The organism is Ammoniphilus sp. YIM 78166 (assembly GCF_004522215.1).
In the GTDB taxonomy this organism is placed as follows: domain Bacteria; phylum Bacillota; class Bacilli; order Aneurinibacillales; family RAOX-1; genus YIM-78166.
The window spans coordinates 641432-656898 of record NZ_SDLR01000003.1; the positions used below are offsets into that span (position 1 = coordinate 641432).

Consider the following 15467-nt stretch of genomic DNA (forward strand, 5'->3'; position numbering starts at 1 on the left):
GAAGCCTTAAGGTTTTACTAAGAACAAAGGCTGTCCTTGCTCAACGAGCTGCCCATTTTTCACTAGAACTTCTACCACTTTCCCACGTACATCAGCTTCAATCTCATTAAACAGCTTCATAGCTTCGACAATACAGACAACCGTTGTCTTCTCAACCACGTCTCCTGACTTTACGTATGGAGGAGCATCTTCCGCTGGAGCTGCGTAAAACGTTCCTACCATCGGGGAAACAATCTTGTGGAGCGATTCTGTCGTGTCTGATGTTTCCTGACGAATCGGAGCGGGCTGGGATATAACTGTTGGCTTGGGTGCTGGAGCTTCTACAGGGATTGGTTTAGCTGTTGCGACCGGTGTCGGTTGCGAAGGTATAGCCACTTGAACCGGAGTGCTGCGTTTTATGCTAATACGGGTTTCTTCGGTTCTCATTTCAAATTCGTTTAAACTTGATTGGTCCACAAGCTTAATAATTTCACGCAGTTCATGCATTTTAAACATAGGAATCTCTCCTTTATTTTCTTGTTATCACTAAGACCGACTAGTTGGTCTGAAGGAATCAAGTTTGGTAAAATACAACGATAAAACCCTGATGCAAACCGACTAGTTGGTCTGAGTAGACCTAAAAAAAATCTTTCATTATAGGAAAGGAAGCTTCATCACGAGATTGTAAAAATAAATGCTGAAACTTGGGATTGGCCTTGGATTGTTCGGTAAGGGCTGAGTGTAAGATAATGTCTGCATATATATTCGCAATCTCTTCAATGGTGTTACGCCCTTCCTTCTGATACCACTTATAAATCCAATTAATCATCCCGAAAATCGCCATGGAAATTATAGGAACAGGAAGTTCCTTGCGGAATTCTCCACAGTCGATCCCATCTTGAATTACCTTAAACATCAGTTCCTTATAACGATCCCGCTTAATCTCTATCTCCCGGTAATACTCAGGTGCAAGGTACGAACTTTCTTGATAGAAAACGGTAACCTCTGACTTATACAAATCAATCATCATAACAAAAGACTTAACAATGGCGTGCAGACGTTCCGTTGGTGTACTCCACTTTTCATAAGCCTCTTGTCCTTTCTCCAGGACATACGAAATGAAGTGATCATGAATCGTATATAGCAGCTCGTCCTTGGACTTAAAGTTGTGATAGAATCCACCCTTTGAGGTTGCGCTTTCTTTAACAATCTGATCGACCGTTACCCGGTGGTAGCCATTCGCCTCAAATAAGCGCAGGGATGTTTCAATAATGCGGTCTCGAATCGATTTCTCTGCCATTCTTTGTCACCCCACTTTGATAGTAGCACACCTAACGTAAATAGACAATTCTAAAATTTTATAAGGAAAGCTCCACATGCAGTCTTTTTCAAGGAAACAGAAGCCTTCTTATGCGAAAAAGAGCATTCCTTTCAGTACACTGAATGGAATGCTCTACATCACTAAATCAATAGATTGAACAGATTTGGATCTTTGTTAATTTCAATGCAGTGGAATCCATGATTCTTCATACGTTCAATGAGCGGCTGATAATCCTCTGGGTGTTTGAGCTCAATTCCTACGAGAGCCGGCCCGTTATCTTTGTTATTACTCTTCGTGTACTCAAATCGGGTGATATCGTCTGTTGGCCCGAGTACCCCATCTAAGAACTCTCTTAGTGCACCCGCACGTTGGGGGAAATTAACGATAAAATAATGCTTTAGTCCTTCGTAGATGAGTGAACGCTCTTTAATTTCTTGCATACGATCAATATCGTTGTTTCCACCGCTTACCGTACATACAACCGTTTTGCCTTTAATCTGATCGCGGTATAGGTCTAATGCTGCAATGGAAAGAGCTCCTGCAGGCTCTACTACTATTGCATTTTCATTGTATAGCTCTAAAATGGTGGTACAAACTTTACCTTCTGGTACAACAATAATATCGTCTAATAAATCCTTGCAGATCTCCATCGTGAGATGTCCCACTTGTTGTACCGCAGCACCATCAACAAATTTATCAATGTCCTGAAGCGTGACAACATCATTAACGGCTAAAGATTCTTTCATCGAGGGAGCCCCTTGCGGTTCTACCCCAATAACCTTGGTTGATGGGCTGATTCCTTTAACATAAGTTCCTACGCCGGAAACTAACCCACCTCCTCCGATCGCCATAAAGATATAATCTATTGGGTCTTCCATGTCATTTAAAATCTCAAGTCCCACTGTCCCTTGCCCGGCAATCACATGCGGATCATCGAATGGATGGATAAAAGGCATCTCATGGGCTTGGGAATATTTCATCGCTTCCTTGAATGAGTCGTCAAAGGTGTCCCCGGTTAGAATCACCTCTACAAATGCTCCGCCAAATAGCTTTACTTGAGAAATCTTTTGTCTTGGTGTTGTCGAAGGCATAAAGATCTTCCCTTGAATCTGCAGATGCTGGCAGGAAAAAGCTACTCCCTGAGCATGATTCCCTGCACTCGCGCAGACAACACCCCGATTTAGTACTTCTTCAGAGAGGCTCCGGATGAGGTTATAGGCGCCTCTAATTTTAAAGGAGCGAACAATTTGAAGGTCTTCTCTTTTCAAATACACATTACAGTTATACCGATCCGACAGTATCTGGTTTCTCTGTAGGGGTGTTCGTTGGATAACGTCTTTAAGTACATGATTGGCAACGATGATGTCTTCTATTTTTACCTTGTTCATGGGATTATTCCTTTACTAGTCATAGTTTTTATTTTTTTAAAAAATGTTCGATGGCTTTTTTTACACCTTGGTCATTATTGCTAGCGGTGGTGTAGACAGCTTCCTTTTTAATATCCTCTGGAGCATTCTCCATGGCCACTCCAATTCCTGCGTAACGAATCATATCGAGATCATTATAATAGTTGCCGATGGCCATAATTCCCTGAGTGGGAATTTCCAAATAATTTGACAAATATTGAAGAGCGTTTCCCTTCGACGTTTCCTGGTGCATGATATCGATAAAGGTTGGACCGCTCTGAAAGCATTGTACTGGAATCGTACTTAATTGATCCGGCAAATAATTCATAATCGAAGTTATATGATCTGGTGGAGCGAATAGTGTTGCTTTCACAATAGGCTCCCTAACGGTTGTCATATCCGCTACGATCTCGGGATTAACCAAATACTTTTTATACATGTTGGCAATCTCTGCATTATGCGGCTTGGCGTACATCCCTTCAACCGATGTCAGGTCAAGATGGGCACCAGTCTGATCTAGAATGTGTAATAAGTCAGAGTGCTCTTGAATCGCTAGCTGCTTTACTGCCAAATTGCGGTTGGTTGGGATATGGTATACAATCGCTCCATTGTCCGTAACCAGATAGGACTCCATCCCCATGTCTCTTGCTATATTTATAGTAGCTGACAACGCCCTGCCTGTACAGAGCATAATGGATATGTCAGATCTCTGCAATTCTAGTAAAAGGTCTCGTGTTTCGTAGTCCCATTGGTAGTTATCATCTAATAGTGTACCATCAATATCGATCGCAATCATCTGTATATTATTGTGCATAGTCCCCTCCCTCCTATCTATCTCAAGGGAATAGATTGTATTTTTAGTAAATTCAACAGCAAATAAGGCTCGCTGTCTATCATACCAGACCTCTGAATAGAAATCAAAAACTTATAGATTTACGAAACGAACATTTATTCGTAAAATAGAAGGAAAGAGGTGATAGAATTGAAGCGGAAGCTAGATATACACGGTTTATTGAAAGAGTTAAAAACAGACGAACGATTTACAGGCCAAATTTACCATTGGCACACACTTCCTGAACGTGAGGCCAATCTTGTCCCTTTTCCATCGACGCTTGATGATCGCATATGTGACTCTCTTGCACGCAAACAGATCCATGCTCTCTATAGTCACCAAGCGACTTCTTTCGAAGCAGTAGAAGACGGGCATCACGTGGTTGCCGTGACCCCTACTGCTTCAGGAAAAAGTCTCTGCTATCATTTGCCGGTTATTCAAGCCATATCTAAAGACAGCCAGACAAGGGCTCTATATTTATTTCCAACAAAGGCGTTGGCATATGATCAGAAGACCGAGTTAAACGATTGGGTTAGCGATATGGGCATCCCTGTCAAAAGCTACACTTACGACGGCGACACCCCTTCTAACATTAGGCAAGTGGTAAGAAAAGCGGGAAATATTGTCATTACAAACCCTGACATGCTTCATTCAGCTATTCTCCCCCACCATACGAAATGGGTTTCTTTCTTTGAAAATCTCCGTTACATCGTTATTGACGAGCTACATATCTATCGCGGGGTATTCGGAAGCCATGTAGCGAATGTGATTCGGCGCCTTTTGCGAATCTGTGCTTTTTACGGAAGCACCCCGCAGTTTATATGTACCTCAGCTACGATTGCGAACCCTAAGGAGCTGGCCGAGCAATTGACGGGACGAGCCATGACGCTTATTGACAATAATGGAGCTCCGGCAGGAAAAAAGCATTTTATTTTTTATAACCCTCCGGTCGTGAATCAGCAGCTTCACATTCGAAAGAGCGCAACGCTAGAAGCAAGATCCCTAGCCGAGAATTTCTTAAGCAACGGAGTTCAAACCATCGTCTTTGCACGAAGCCGTGTTCGTGTGGAAATTCTGTTAAGTTATCTGCAGCAGTTAGTCCAGAGAAAACTGGGCCCTAAATCGATTCGAGGATACCGTGGAGGCTATCTGCCCGCAGAACGTCGTGAGATCGAACAAGGTTTGCGAAACGGCGATATTATAGGGGTGGTCAGTACGAATGCCCTTGAGTTAGGCGTAGATATTGGACAACTGCAAGTTTGCATTATGGCGGGATACCCCGGCTCCGTTGCCAGCACCTGGCAGCAAGCGGGGCGCGCTGGTCGACGTCAAGGCGAGTCTGTTGTGATTATGGTGGCAGGTTCCTCTCCATTGGATCAATATGTCATGCGGCATCCGGAATATTTTTTTGACCGAAGCCCTGAATCAGCAAGAATCAATCCAGATAACCTGATTATCTTGGTCGATCAGTTGAAGTGCGCAGCATACGAACTGCCCTTTCAGCTTGGAGAGCAATTTGGCGAGGTAGAAATTGAGGATATTCTGCATTTTCTCACGGAAGAGCAAGTCCTCCATTTCCAACGAAACAAGTGGTATTGGATGAACGATTCATTCCCGGCTCATAATATCAGTCTTCGCTCTGCCTCCCAAGAAAACGTCGTGATCATCGACCAAACTAATGTCGCTAACGTTCGAGTCATCGGAGAGATGGATCGTTTCAGCGCCATGACCCTTCTACATGACGAAGCCATTTACTTACATCAAGGAGTTCAATTTCAAGTAGAAAAGCTGGACTTCGAAGAGAAGAAGGCTTGGGTTCGGGAGGTCCAGGTGGATTATTACACCGATGCCAATTTAGCTGTTCAACTTAAGGTGTTAGAGATTGATAAGCAACGAGCTCTATCGAGGGGCGATATGGGCTATGGAGATGTCACGGTCAATGCGATGGCCACCATCTTTAAGAAGATTAAATTTGAGACCCATGACAACATTGGATCCGGCCCCATACATTTGCCTGAGGAAGAGCTTCACACCAGCGCTGCGTGGATCAGCTGGCAAGAAGAAGATCTACGCTCTCTTGGCGTCAAAGAATTGGAGTACGGTTTAGTCGGTCTTGCGCATGTGCTTCGGCACGTAGCCCCCCTCTTCGTGATGTGTGATCCTCAAGATTTGCATGTCGTTCCCCAACGCAAAGCCGTTCATTCGGGGCAGCCGACCATATTTCTCTATGATCGCTATCCAGGAGGCATCGGATTAAGTGAACAAGTCTACAAGCAATGGGATCGGGTACTTGAGGAAGCAGAAGAAGCCATCTCAGCCTGTCCCTGTAAGGAAGGCTGCCCATCTTGCGTCGGCGCAGAGGCGGCTGGAAAAGAACTCGCGCGAGAACTCATTAGCATGATGAAAGGAGACAGAGGAACTTGTCACTAAAAAGTAAGCTGCAGCGGATGAAGGCGCACTTGACCAAGGACACTCCCAGTAGTCAGCCTATTACATCTCCCCCAACGCGTGACATTCCCTATCTCCAGCAGTGGGAGGAGCTTCAGGCCAAGCCATTTTTCTTTGAAAATGAATATATCATGATTCGTGAAACCAGTTACCCGCTCTCCTACCAGCATGGCCGATATAGCTTTGTGAAGCTTCCGCAGCTGGTGGAGCAGTGGAACCAGGGCTCATCTACGCATCCCTTGTCAACGAGTGGCACCCAAGCCAGTGACCTACTTTTCTTTGATACCGAAACCACCGGCCTACATGGGGGCACCGGGAATACGATTTTCCTCTTAGGCTATGCCCGGGTATTGGCAGATAAGGTTACTGTTAAACAATATTTCCTCCCTGGTCCTCATGAGGAAGTTGCCTTTTACCAGGGTTTTCTGAGCGATGTGAAGGAATTAAAAAATCTGGTGACGTATAATGGGAAAGCCTTTGATTGGCCACAAGTGAAAACAAGGCATACACTGCTCCGTGATCTCGTCCCTCAGCTCCCTTTATTTGGACACTATGACTTGCTTCACGGAAGCAGACGGCTTTGGAAAGATCATCTGCCCTCTTGTCGCTTATCTATTGTTGAGCAGCAGATTCTGGGGGTGCACCGCCAGGATGATACCCCTGGCTATATGGCTCCTCTCCTCTATTTTGATTTTCTGAAGGAGCCGGATCCTTCCATCATGAAGGGCGTACTGGAGCATAATGAGTGGGATGTATTGTCCCTAATCACCCTGTATATCCACCTGTCTTCCCTGCTGCAAGGCGGAGATTTAGCAGCGTGTGGTTCCCATGAAAGATTTCAAATCGGTCGTTGGTACGAACAAGTGGGCGATTATTCAAAGGCTGTTGAGTTTTACCAATCATGCCAAGATTTGCAGCCCGCTCAGCATTCGTTAGCTGCTCTATACAAGAAAATGAAAGACTGGGACCAGGCTATAGTGTTGTGGGAGCAACTAGCCTCTGGGAATTCGCCGCTGTTGACTGAAGTCTATACCGAACTGTCCAAGGGCTACGAGCACCACCGAAAGGATTACGAGCGAGCCCTGCTATACGCGGATAAAGCCTATGAAACCTGGAAGTTGTATCGTAAAAAATTAGGGAAAGAAAAAGAAGCGTTTGTAAAGAGGATTGAGAGGCTGGAGAAAAAATGCAAACTAAGATAAAGGGTGTCGATCGTCACGACACCCTTTTTTGGTGGATAAGAGTTTATAAGTTATAAGAATTTCTAATCCACATAAGGGCAACTAATTTCCCCTAACTTGACATCTAGGGGTAAACCCTCATTTCTGATAAATCAAATTTTATCAGAAATAACCCGGAGGGTTGATGTCAAGTTAGGGGAATGCCGCCTGCGCCTTTCTTTACTGCTTAGACATCCCATTTTAGGGTAGAGATTTTCTGGTCCTGTTCAAATGCGTATCCAATCTGATAGATCTTCGCTTCGTCCAACGGCTTGCCAATAAGCTGCATGCCAATCGGAAGGCCATTTTTCGAGAAGCCGGAAGGCATGGCTAAACTTGGCAGTCCGGTGAGGTTCGTTGGTCCGTTCAAACGGAGCAACGAAGCGAAGGTAGGTTCTTTATAGCCATGAATGTCGGTTTCTCGCTCTCCAACTGGAGGTGGCAAAATAGGCAGTGCAGGAGCAATTAGAACATCTACCTGCTCTAACGCGTTTAGGAAGGATTGGCGAATTTCATATCTCAGCTGTTGAGCCTTCACATACTCATACGCAGGCGTGTCTTTGCTCAACTCTAATCGTGACAGAACTTCCGGCTGGAAGTGATCCTTGTGTGTTTCTATATGCTCGAGGTGAACAGCATAAGCTTCCCCTCTTACTGTCATGAGCTGAGCCCAGGGAGCCCGCGACAAGTCAATACTGACCGGTCGGATGTTCATGCCTAGCCCTTTTAAAGCCTGAATCGCTTGCTCTATTGAATGTCTTACAGAATCGTTAATGTGCTCATAATAAAAGCTATCAGGCACCCCTACCACCATATCCTTGACACTCTGGCCAAGCAAACGGGTAAAGTCTTCTTTCGGTTCGTTTAAGGAGTATGGATCCAACACATCAAAACCAGCCAAATAATTTAGCATCATGGCATTATCCTCAATTGTACGGGTCATTGGCCCGACATGGTCCAGTGTATAACCCAAAGGAAAGACTCCACGCTTGCTTACACGGCCAAATGTTGGCTTCATCCCGATGATCCCGCAAGCCGAAGACGGAATACGAATGGAACCCCCTGTATCTGTACCTAACGCACCAAAGGCCATGGCCGTAGCAACCGCTACCCCGGAACCACTGCTGGAGCCTCCAGACATTCTGTTACTATCATATGGATTGCGCACCGGACCAAAGAAAGATACATCCCCAGACGGACCATAAGCAAACTCATGCGTATTGAGCTTTCCAATGAAAATGGCTCCTGCCTCGCTTAAGTGATCAACCACGGTAGCATTTGTTTCAGGAACATGGTCCTTGTAGATCTTCGATCCCATCGTCGTCCGTATACCAGATGTGTTAATCAGATCCTTTAGTCCAATGGGGATACCATGTAGAGGACTTCTCGAATGTCCATCCATCAACTCCTGCTCTAGTCTTCTCGCTTGATCGAGGGCTTTTTCCTCACTGATCGTAATGAAAGCATTGAGCTTGGGATTAAGACGGTTAATTCGCTCAATACAAGCGGAAGTTACTTCCACCGGTGAAACTTGTTTTTGTTGAATTAAGTTGGAGATTTCCGTAATACTCAGGGTAAGGAAATTCATATTATTCTACTCCTTTAGGGTAATTGATGTTAGCTAGCGATGGGTCGAATCAATCTTATGAGCATTTTGCCACTGGTTGGTTCTAATAATCCTTCTATTTCTCCAAATTGGATAACGACCCTCACACCACCTGGGAGTTTATCCCTTTGCCATTTCGTCGAGACTGCTTATAGGAGGTGAACGATGGTGTCGGAGTCCATGATGTTCTTTTTTCTTTATACAAGTGTTGTTTTCCTTGCGGGACTGATCTTAGGATATTATCTAGAATCACTGTATCTCAAGGCAAAGGCTTATAGGGTGCGAAGGCGGTTCAGGAAAAAAGCAAAGCTCATGAGATAAGATGACTTAAGATTGACTAGGCAGCTTAAAGAGCTTGATCCACATGCCCATGGGATCTTTTTCTGGTTCAAAGAGGATCCAGTAAGCCAGCTGCCTCATTAGTTTTTCTGTACTCTCCTTCCCTTTTCCTTCCTTCTCTTTACGATTCAACTTATTGAATTTCCATCCTTCAACTTCTTCAAAATACCGTTTGAAAAATAAACTGATCTCCTCAGCATCTTGTTCAAAGTAAGTTTGGATTTCTTGGACTAGATTTTTTAGCTCGTCTGATTTACGAGAAGCTACGACGAGGACAGCGTTTACATTAGAACGATTGACATTTTCCGTCTTGGCAAGCATCTCTACTAAGGTGGAAAATCCTGAAATGGCTGCGAATCTTTGCGTGGCCTGATCATACTCTGGGCTTTTAAACTGGAGATGGTCACGGTAGAGATCTTTATAATCCTTGATGTACTGTATTATGACTCTGGTGTCTGTAGTATCTAGCCCCAATTTGCCCATATCTTCAAGTAATGCGTCTCCTAGTTTGCTTTGGACATACTCTACGGTAAAGTGTTCTCCAAGTTGGATGAGAAGATTTTGATTAGTACCTAGCAGCTGAAGAAACTCGTAACTAGTCGTATGTTGCAAAGCTTCGGACAGTTGAGCTACCCATTGATCTTTCGTCATAAGATATGTATTCCTTTCTTAAGCTAAGTTCTGTTTTTTCTTTTCTTCGCATATTCATAGATTAATAGTTTATAAGAATGAGGTGATCCCATGTTTAAATTCCTGCTTTATATGTTTCTGGTAGAAATGGTAGTTGTTTTAATGCTTGGGATTGGCAGTATGTCAGTCGAGCTTTATAAATAATAAACGAATTGAGACCCACAAACAAGAATAAGTCTTTTCTTCCTTGAACACAATACGCATATCCCTACTTAGGAAGGATGGATAAAGCATGAATCCAAGAGATACGAACCCCCAAACAGGGAAAAATGTAATGGATGATATCGACCGCATGACAAATGAGGGCCTGGCGGGTGGTCGAGAAGGTGATCTCACACGTAACGCCCTAGTAAATACCCCAGAAATGCCAGAGGAAACACCCCCTACTTTAAATGGAGAGGTGCAATAGGCCATGAAAAAGAAAAATAAAGGGGTAAACAATCTCGAGAAGAAAATGACTGCCGACGATATCGTAACTGATAAGGTAGATACAAGCATTGGACCGAGAGATAAGCATAACCGCACGTTAAAATAAGCCAGGATTTAGCATCCTGGTTTTTCTTTGCACTCCAAAAAATTATGTATAAATTTTCCTTGTTTTTTGCCATACTAGTAGGAAAGGAATTTTTTCGGAGGTCTTATACATTGATGCATTATAGAGAAGATTGGGAGATTGACAAGGAACGAGTTTTACTTCAGAAAAAAAAGCAGCGGCTGTTTGAGTCATTGCCTACCCTTCCCCATCGGAAGGGCTGGGTTGAGCGAGGGCCCGAATTTACGGAAGGTCAGTACTTCATTCATCCGAGTACCCAGGAGCTCTGGCTGGCAGTAGGAACGTTTTCTCCAACTTGGGGTACCGAGGTTCATATCTACTCCTCTTCTATAGGTCAACAAGTTGAGGAATGGGATGAACAGCTTGCAGAACTCAATTCTACCTATGTAAGCTAGGAACGGCGGATTATCGTACCGCCGTTTTTTTATTCTGCAAGGCAAAAGGAGCATACAAAAGAAAAAACAAAACTAAAACAACAAATTCCAAGGAGACAAGATACCAGGGGTATGGTCCAAGGAAATCTAAGAGGCTAGGGTTTGCCGGTTTATACGCCAAAAATAGATAGTTTCCTCCTGTAACGGCATTGACGCCAAGGATAAAAACCATATAGAGATTAAGGAATCCGAATGTTTTCCATAAGGAACGAAGCGTTGGCTTATACCCTTCTACCCAAGTCATGAAAAAACAAGCCAAAATAATGGCGATGTGAGCGATGAAAAAGTGAAAAAAGCGGTAGTGTGGAAACGGATAAAACAGTTCTGGCGTGAGCATGGCTTGTCCTGCGCCGCCAATTCCGGTAAAGTATGCTACCTCATAGAGCTTATAGCTTTTGGTAAATAACATAAAGATACATAGAAATAACGTAACACTGCATAGCTGAAAAGGCAGAGTCGAACCAGGATCCCAAATACCGGTAGTAAAATACCACAGATTCAGCGTTAACTCAGTTAAGATCAGAAGAATGGCTAGTCCATATCGAATAGCGAGGTAAGCCCGACCTGATGTTTTAATAAGCTTATGGTAACGGTATAACAAGGCAATTAAAAAAAGCATGATCATGAAAGTTACTACATGTGAAGGCGAAAACAAAGCAAAAGCATCTCCACTATAAGTTCCTGAGAAAAAATCGATACCATATCCCCCCTTTTTGTTCGCTAGGAATATTTAATCATAATCTAGGAGAAATTAACAAATGAGAAAAGACAACCCATAAAAGGATTGTCTAGACATAGGATGGCTGGAGTTGATTCTTTAGTAGTTCGTGAATCTGTTCTGAAGTTTGTTTTCGTTCCCTTTTTACCCACTTCCAATCATATGGAAGTCCAAAATTGGTGGCGAAGGAATAATACAAGCCAATGGCTCGATAATATACTTCTAGGGAAGCAAGGTGGTGACCTCTTTTTTTCGGTTTAGGGAGGGAAGTCCGGTTGATTTTCAAGCAATCTAAGTACATAAACCATTGGCTTAGCAGCTCTTTCTCCTGGTAATTAAAAGGAATGGTCGCTGCATGATATAGTGTTTCTATCGGCAACACCTGCTCGTAAGGGCTTGCTAGCTCCAAGAGCTCTAGCACTTCAGAAATATCTGCCTTCTGGAAATATGGTACTTGAACTTCATAATGAGTCCAGGCTTTTAGACGTTCGATTAAACTCCCAAAGGGCAGGCTGAGGATGGTCGTATCGTGCGGTGCGATAAAGGCTGCTTTAAGAGCAGGATCAGACATACCTAGCTTATTCTTTAGTTTAGCCTTTTCCCTTGTTGTATTAACAAAACCTTGGTCGTAAATCCCCTTCCGTCCCGCCCTTCCAGCAATTTGCTTAATTTCTTGGCTGTTTAGTTCTCGCACTTGATTCCCATCAAACTTCTCCATCTCTAAAAAAACCACTCTTTTGATCGGAAGGTTCATTCCCATTCCGATGGCGTCGGTCGAGACCACGACATCGGTTTCCTTGTTTAAGAAAAGGTTCACCTGCTTTCGCCGTGTTTCAGGAGGAAGATTTCCGTATATGATACTTGCGTTTAAATGTGATCCCGCTAATTGGGACGCGACCTGAAGTGCTTTTTTTCTTGAAAAGACAATTAATGCATCCCCTCGCTTAACATCTTGTGGAAAGCGGAAACATTGATCCTGAACGATTAGCGGGGTCTGACGGGTGTGTTCGATGATGGTTACTTCATCTTCACAGTCCGCAATCAACTGTTTTAGTAATGCAACGGCTTCTGGCGCACAGCACACGTGAATCTCATGAGCTCGCAGTCCAAGAACAGCACGCGTCCAAGCGTAGCCTCGCTGTGCATCCCCGATCATTTGCCCTTCGTCAATCACAGCAATGTCATATACTTCTTCATAATTCGCTTTTTCTATTGTACAGGCAATATGTCGAGCACCTGCAGCAAGGATCATTTCCTCCCCTGTAAGTAAATCACAAGGAACACCTTCTTCATTCAGTCTTTCATAAACTTCTAACGCCAACAATCGAAGAGGTGAGAGATAAATTCCTTTAGCGCTTTGCTTTAGCTCCAATAGGGATTGATACGTCTTCCCCGAATTTGTAGGGCCTGCATGGATAATAAAGGAGCGCTTCATTTTACGGGTTAGGGGATACTCATCTTTAGGATGCGGTGGAATAATATTTGTTAAAAGTTCTTGGAATAAATCATTAAGAATACCAGTTTTTTGCAGTGTTTGTAATATCCCGTATTGGTAATAGTACCAATCATGATTCTCAATCACTTGATCTACTGTAAACTGGGTATGGTACTGCTGATTTACAGAATGCAGAATCACTGCAGATGCTTCTTTAAGCTTCTTTTTCAGTCGGTCGCGAAGATCCTGTCCATGGTCATACAGCTCATGCTCTGCCCCCCCGTTCCTCTTCACTTGGGCAATCCATGTGGACAGACTTTGGATGGCCACGCGGAGTGCTCCTTCCCTCTTCATAGCGTGTTGAACAGAATCGAACTTACTTTCCTGTGAGATTAGAAATTTGGATTCTACCTGTTCCATTTTTTTGGCCAAGTGGGATAGAGACATAGTATGATCTCCTTGTTCTTAACTTGTTGTTTTTTATGTTGCCCAGAAACTGACGCGCTTCCCCACATTTTCGTTGAGGGAACTCTTCCCACCCTTGCAAGTTCTAGGGTTCTATCATCTGGGTAAATTCGTTCTTCTTCCGTATTTGTCTGAGTTGCTGCCTTTGTGGGGCGGTACGGTTTAATTCTTTTTCAAAATCTGTTTCGGGAATCACTCCCGGAACAGGAATGGATTTGCCATTCTCATCGACAGCGACCATCGTAATAAAGGAAGTCGCGGTCAATTGCTTCGTGCCCGCTTGTAGATTCTCTGAGGAGACTTGCGCGAAGATTTCCATGGAAGAGCGTCCTGTCCATGTAACAAACGCTTCTACCCGAATAGCATCTCCTCTTTTAACGGGGTTCAGGAAGTCTACTGAGTCAAAAGATGCAGTGACAACGGCAGTTTGGCAATGCTTCATAGCAGAGATTCCAGCCACTTCATCCAGATAAGCTAAAACCTTCCCCCCAAAAATATTGTCGTAATGATTCGTATCAGGTGGCAGGACAAGTGAAGTATGTATCACTCGCGAATCGCTGCAAGGTTTAGCTTCCATTCGAATTTCTCTCCTTTAGAGACTTTTATCTCTATTTTATTCTATTTCATTCAGTTGTACAAAAATAACAATTTCGTAAGAAATCTTAAGGGAATTGGGCACGATAATACAACCAAAAATGAAGAAAATGGGAGGATATGATGACATACGATTGCATTATCGTCGGTGGAGGCATTGCGGGCTTGCAGGGAGCCATCCAACTAGGGCGATATCAACACCACACCTTGGTCATTGATGCGCAAGACGGTAGGTCTACCCTATGCCAAAGCTACCACAACATATTGGGTTGGCCTGATGGCGTGAGTGGGATGGAATTGCGCAACAAAGGTAGAGCTCAAGCAGAAAAACTAGGAGTCCAGTTCACCAAAGGTGAAGTCATAAGAGTAGAATCCACAAGCGAAGGTTTTCACCTCCATACTGCTGAGGGCGAGGTTTATGCTGGCAAGCGTTTATTGCTGGCTACGGGGGTAAGGGATCGTATACCACCTGAGCTACACGCTTTATTGCCGTGTTTAGGGATAAGTGTTTATATCTGCCCGGATTGCGATGGCTATGAAATACGAAAAAAGGAAACCGTTGTTATCGGTTCAGGAAGTACTGGCGCTACGATGGCACTCACTCTCCACTACTGGACGCCTCATATTACCTATATTAATCATGAGCATCGTGATGTGAACCCTAAGCTGCTTGAGGAAATGAAAACGAAAGGAATTGTATATGTGCAGGACTCTGTAGAGGAATTTCACATAAAAGAAGGTTACCAATTATCGCAAATCAAATTAAACAACGGAACACGCCTTCACACAGACGGAACCTTTTTGGCCTTTGGAGGAAATGTGGTGAAATCTACCCTTGCGGCACAGCTTGGAGTCGAGATGCTGGAGAATAAACATATCCTAGTCGATGCCCGAACAAAGTTGACTAGTGTTAAGCATGTTTGGGCAGCCGGTGATGTAGTGGCCCATTCCGAACAGGTAACGATCGCCATGGGTGAAGGCGCACAAGCGGCTATTTGGATTCATAAAAGTCTACTTCAAGGATAAAGCAAATGTTGCGAAAATACGAATCATAGGATAAAATAAAGAGTATATTGTATACCAAATACAAAATAGGTGGTGGCCATACATGAGCTATATTATTCTGACCAATAAAGAAAGCTATCAAACGGCTTTAGACACTCCTGGCATTGAACTCATTGATTCCTATGATTTTCTCTTCTATGACAAGCTTCAAGCAAACTACTCCATCGTGAAAGTCACTGACACTAAATGCAAAATCAAGATCATGGAAGAAAACGACAAGCAGTATGTCAATCATATTCCTGTCAAGTTTTTTGAGGCTTTCGAGACCATCGAGGAAGCCATGGATGAACTCAAGGTGCTAGTCGGTAGCCATACGGAGCATCAGAAGCTAGTTAAAGTTTAATACTTTTGTGTGAAAAAAA

16 protein-coding genes are annotated in these 15467 nt (G+C 43.7%); 7 read left to right on the top strand and 9 right to left on the bottom strand.

What is annotated here, in order from left to right:
- Positions 1-6: 6 nt before the first annotated feature.
- From accB to EIZ58_RS14700, 4 genes are all read right to left on the bottom strand, one after another.
- A complete protein-coding gene (accB, locus tag EIZ58_RS14685; protein ID WP_134701541.1) occupies positions 7-495 on the bottom strand; it encodes an acetyl-CoA carboxylase biotin carboxyl carrier protein in 489 nt (162 codons plus the stop codon).
- A gap of 121 nt (positions 496-616) precedes the next feature.
- Positions 617-1279: a TetR/AcrR family transcriptional regulator gene (locus EIZ58_RS14690; RefSeq protein WP_134701542.1), complete on the bottom strand. Its 663-nt coding sequence runs from the start codon at positions 1277-1279 to the stop codon at positions 617-619.
- Between the two features lie 161 nt (positions 1280-1440).
- Positions 1441-2688, bottom strand: a complete 1248-nt coding sequence (gene ilvA, locus EIZ58_RS14695) for a threonine ammonia-lyase IlvA (protein WP_134701543.1) — start codon at positions 2686-2688, stop codon at positions 1441-1443.
- 28 nt (positions 2689-2716) lie between these two features.
- A complete protein-coding gene (locus EIZ58_RS14700) occupies positions 2717-3520 on the bottom strand; it encodes a Cof-type HAD-IIB family hydrolase (protein WP_134701544.1) in 804 nt (267 codons plus the stop codon).
- Between the two features lie 168 nt (positions 3521-3688).
- On the opposite strand from EIZ58_RS14700, the gene EIZ58_RS14705 reads away from it, so the two are divergent.
- Together EIZ58_RS14705 and EIZ58_RS14710 are read left to right on the top strand one after the other, a co-directional pair.
- Positions 3689-5968, top strand: coding sequence for a DEAD/DEAH box helicase (locus EIZ58_RS14705; protein ID WP_134702002.1), 2280 nt, complete (start codon positions 3689-3691; stop codon positions 5966-5968).
- A complete protein-coding gene (locus EIZ58_RS14710) occupies positions 5959-7188 on the top strand; it encodes a ribonuclease H-like domain-containing protein (RefSeq protein ID WP_134701545.1) in 1230 nt (409 codons plus the stop codon). The genes EIZ58_RS14705 and EIZ58_RS14710 overlap by 10 nt, the downstream gene beginning before the upstream one ends.
- 205 nt (positions 7189-7393) lie before the next feature.
- Here EIZ58_RS14710 and EIZ58_RS14715 read toward each other — a convergent pair whose 3' ends face one another.
- The gene (locus tag EIZ58_RS14715; RefSeq protein WP_134701546.1) at positions 7394-8794 is read right to left on the bottom strand and encodes an amidase; all 1401 of its coding nucleotides are present in this window, start codon (positions 8792-8794) and stop codon (positions 7394-7396) included.
- A 345-nt stretch (positions 8795-9139) separates the two neighbouring features.
- Positions 9140-9802 carry a hypothetical protein gene (locus EIZ58_RS14720; protein ID WP_134701548.1) on the bottom strand — a complete coding sequence of 221 codons (663 nt, stop codon included), beginning with the start codon at positions 9800-9802 and terminating at the stop codon, positions 9140-9142.
- Between the two features lie 271 nt (positions 9803-10073).
- Between EIZ58_RS14720 and EIZ58_RS33405 the strand changes: the two genes are divergently transcribed.
- The 3 genes from EIZ58_RS33405 (at position 10074) to EIZ58_RS14725 (ending at position 10789) form a co-directional block, all read left to right on the top strand.
- Positions 10074-10250: a hypothetical protein gene (locus tag EIZ58_RS33405; protein ID WP_167577717.1), complete on the top strand. Its 177-nt coding sequence runs from the start codon at positions 10074-10076 to the stop codon at positions 10248-10250.
- Between the two features lie 3 nt (positions 10251-10253).
- The gene (locus EIZ58_RS34855; RefSeq protein WP_255438286.1) at positions 10254-10376 is read left to right on the top strand and encodes a hypothetical protein; all 123 of its coding nucleotides are present in this window, start codon (positions 10254-10256) and stop codon (positions 10374-10376) included.
- Positions 10377-10486: 110 nt separating this feature from the next.
- The gene (locus EIZ58_RS14725; protein ID WP_134701549.1) at positions 10487-10789 is read left to right on the top strand and encodes a hypothetical protein; all 303 of its coding nucleotides are present in this window, start codon (positions 10487-10489) and stop codon (positions 10787-10789) included.
- A gap of 10 nt (positions 10790-10799) precedes the next feature.
- On the opposite strand, the gene EIZ58_RS14730 is transcribed toward EIZ58_RS14725, so the two are convergent.
- From EIZ58_RS14730 to EIZ58_RS14740, 3 genes are all read right to left on the bottom strand, one after another.
- Positions 10800-11483 carry a YwaF family protein gene (locus EIZ58_RS14730; RefSeq protein ID WP_370297693.1) on the bottom strand — a complete coding sequence of 228 codons (684 nt, stop codon included), beginning with the start codon at positions 11481-11483 and terminating at the stop codon, positions 10800-10802.
- Between the two features lie 133 nt (positions 11484-11616).
- On the bottom strand, positions 11617-13428 hold the full coding sequence (locus EIZ58_RS14735) for a helicase-related protein (RefSeq protein ID WP_134701553.1): 1812 nt from the start codon (positions 13426-13428) through the stop codon (positions 11617-11619).
- A 103-nt stretch (positions 13429-13531) separates the two neighbouring features.
- Positions 13532-14023, bottom strand: coding sequence for an acyl-CoA thioesterase (locus EIZ58_RS14740; protein ID WP_134701555.1), 492 nt, complete (start codon positions 14021-14023; stop codon positions 13532-13534).
- A 140-nt stretch (positions 14024-14163) separates the two neighbouring features.
- On the opposite strand from EIZ58_RS14740, the gene EIZ58_RS14745 reads away from it, so the two are divergent.
- Both EIZ58_RS14745 and EIZ58_RS14750 read left to right on the top strand, forming a co-directional pair.
- Entirely contained in the window at positions 14164-15066 is a 903-nt protein-coding gene (locus EIZ58_RS14745) for an NAD(P)/FAD-dependent oxidoreductase (RefSeq protein WP_134701557.1), read from the top strand.
- Positions 15067-15148: 82 nt separating this feature from the next.
- The gene (locus EIZ58_RS14750; protein WP_134701558.1) at positions 15149-15448 is read left to right on the top strand and encodes a hypothetical protein; all 300 of its coding nucleotides are present in this window, start codon (positions 15149-15151) and stop codon (positions 15446-15448) included.
- Positions 15449-15467 lie beyond the last annotated feature (19 nt).

Bases quoted from the DNA above. Each gene is read 5' to 3' on its own strand.
- accB (WP_134701541.1), bottom strand. From the start codon at position 495: ATGTTTAAAATGCATGAACTGCGTGAAATTATTAAGCTTGTGGACCAA.
- EIZ58_RS14690 (WP_134701542.1), bottom strand. From the start codon at position 1,279: ATGGCAGAGAAATCGATTCGAGACCGCATTATTGAAACATCCCTGCGC.
- ilvA (WP_134701543.1), bottom strand. From the start codon at position 2,688: ATGAACAAGGTAAAAATAGAAGACATCATCGTTGCCAATCATGTACTT.
- EIZ58_RS14700 (WP_134701544.1), bottom strand. From the start codon at position 3,520: ATGCACAATAATATACAGATGATTGCGATCGATATTGATGGTACACTA.
- EIZ58_RS14715 (WP_134701546.1), bottom strand. From the start codon at position 8,794: ATGAATTTCCTTACCCTGAGTATTACGGAAATCTCCAACTTAATTCAA.
- EIZ58_RS14720 (WP_134701548.1), bottom strand. From the start codon at position 9,802: ATGACGAAAGATCAATGGGTAGCTCAACTGTCCGAAGCTTTGCAACAT.
- EIZ58_RS33405 (WP_167577717.1), top strand. From the start codon at position 10,074: ATGAATCCAAGAGATACGAACCCCCAAACAGGGAAAAATGTAATGGAT.
- EIZ58_RS34855 (WP_255438286.1), top strand. From the start codon at position 10,254: ATGAAAAAGAAAAATAAAGGGGTAAACAATCTCGAGAAGAAAATGACT.
- EIZ58_RS14735 (WP_134701553.1), bottom strand. From the start codon at position 13,428: ATGTCTCTATCCCACTTGGCCAAAAAAATGGAACAGGTAGAATCCAAA.
- EIZ58_RS14740 (WP_134701555.1), bottom strand. From the start codon at position 14,023: ATGGAAGCTAAACCTTGCAGCGATTCGCGAGTGATACATACTTCACTT.
- EIZ58_RS14745 (WP_134701557.1), top strand. From the start codon at position 14,164: ATGACATACGATTGCATTATCGTCGGTGGAGGCATTGCGGGCTTGCAG.
- EIZ58_RS14750 (WP_134701558.1), top strand. From the start codon at position 15,149: ATGAGCTATATTATTCTGACCAATAAAGAAAGCTATCAAACGGCTTTA.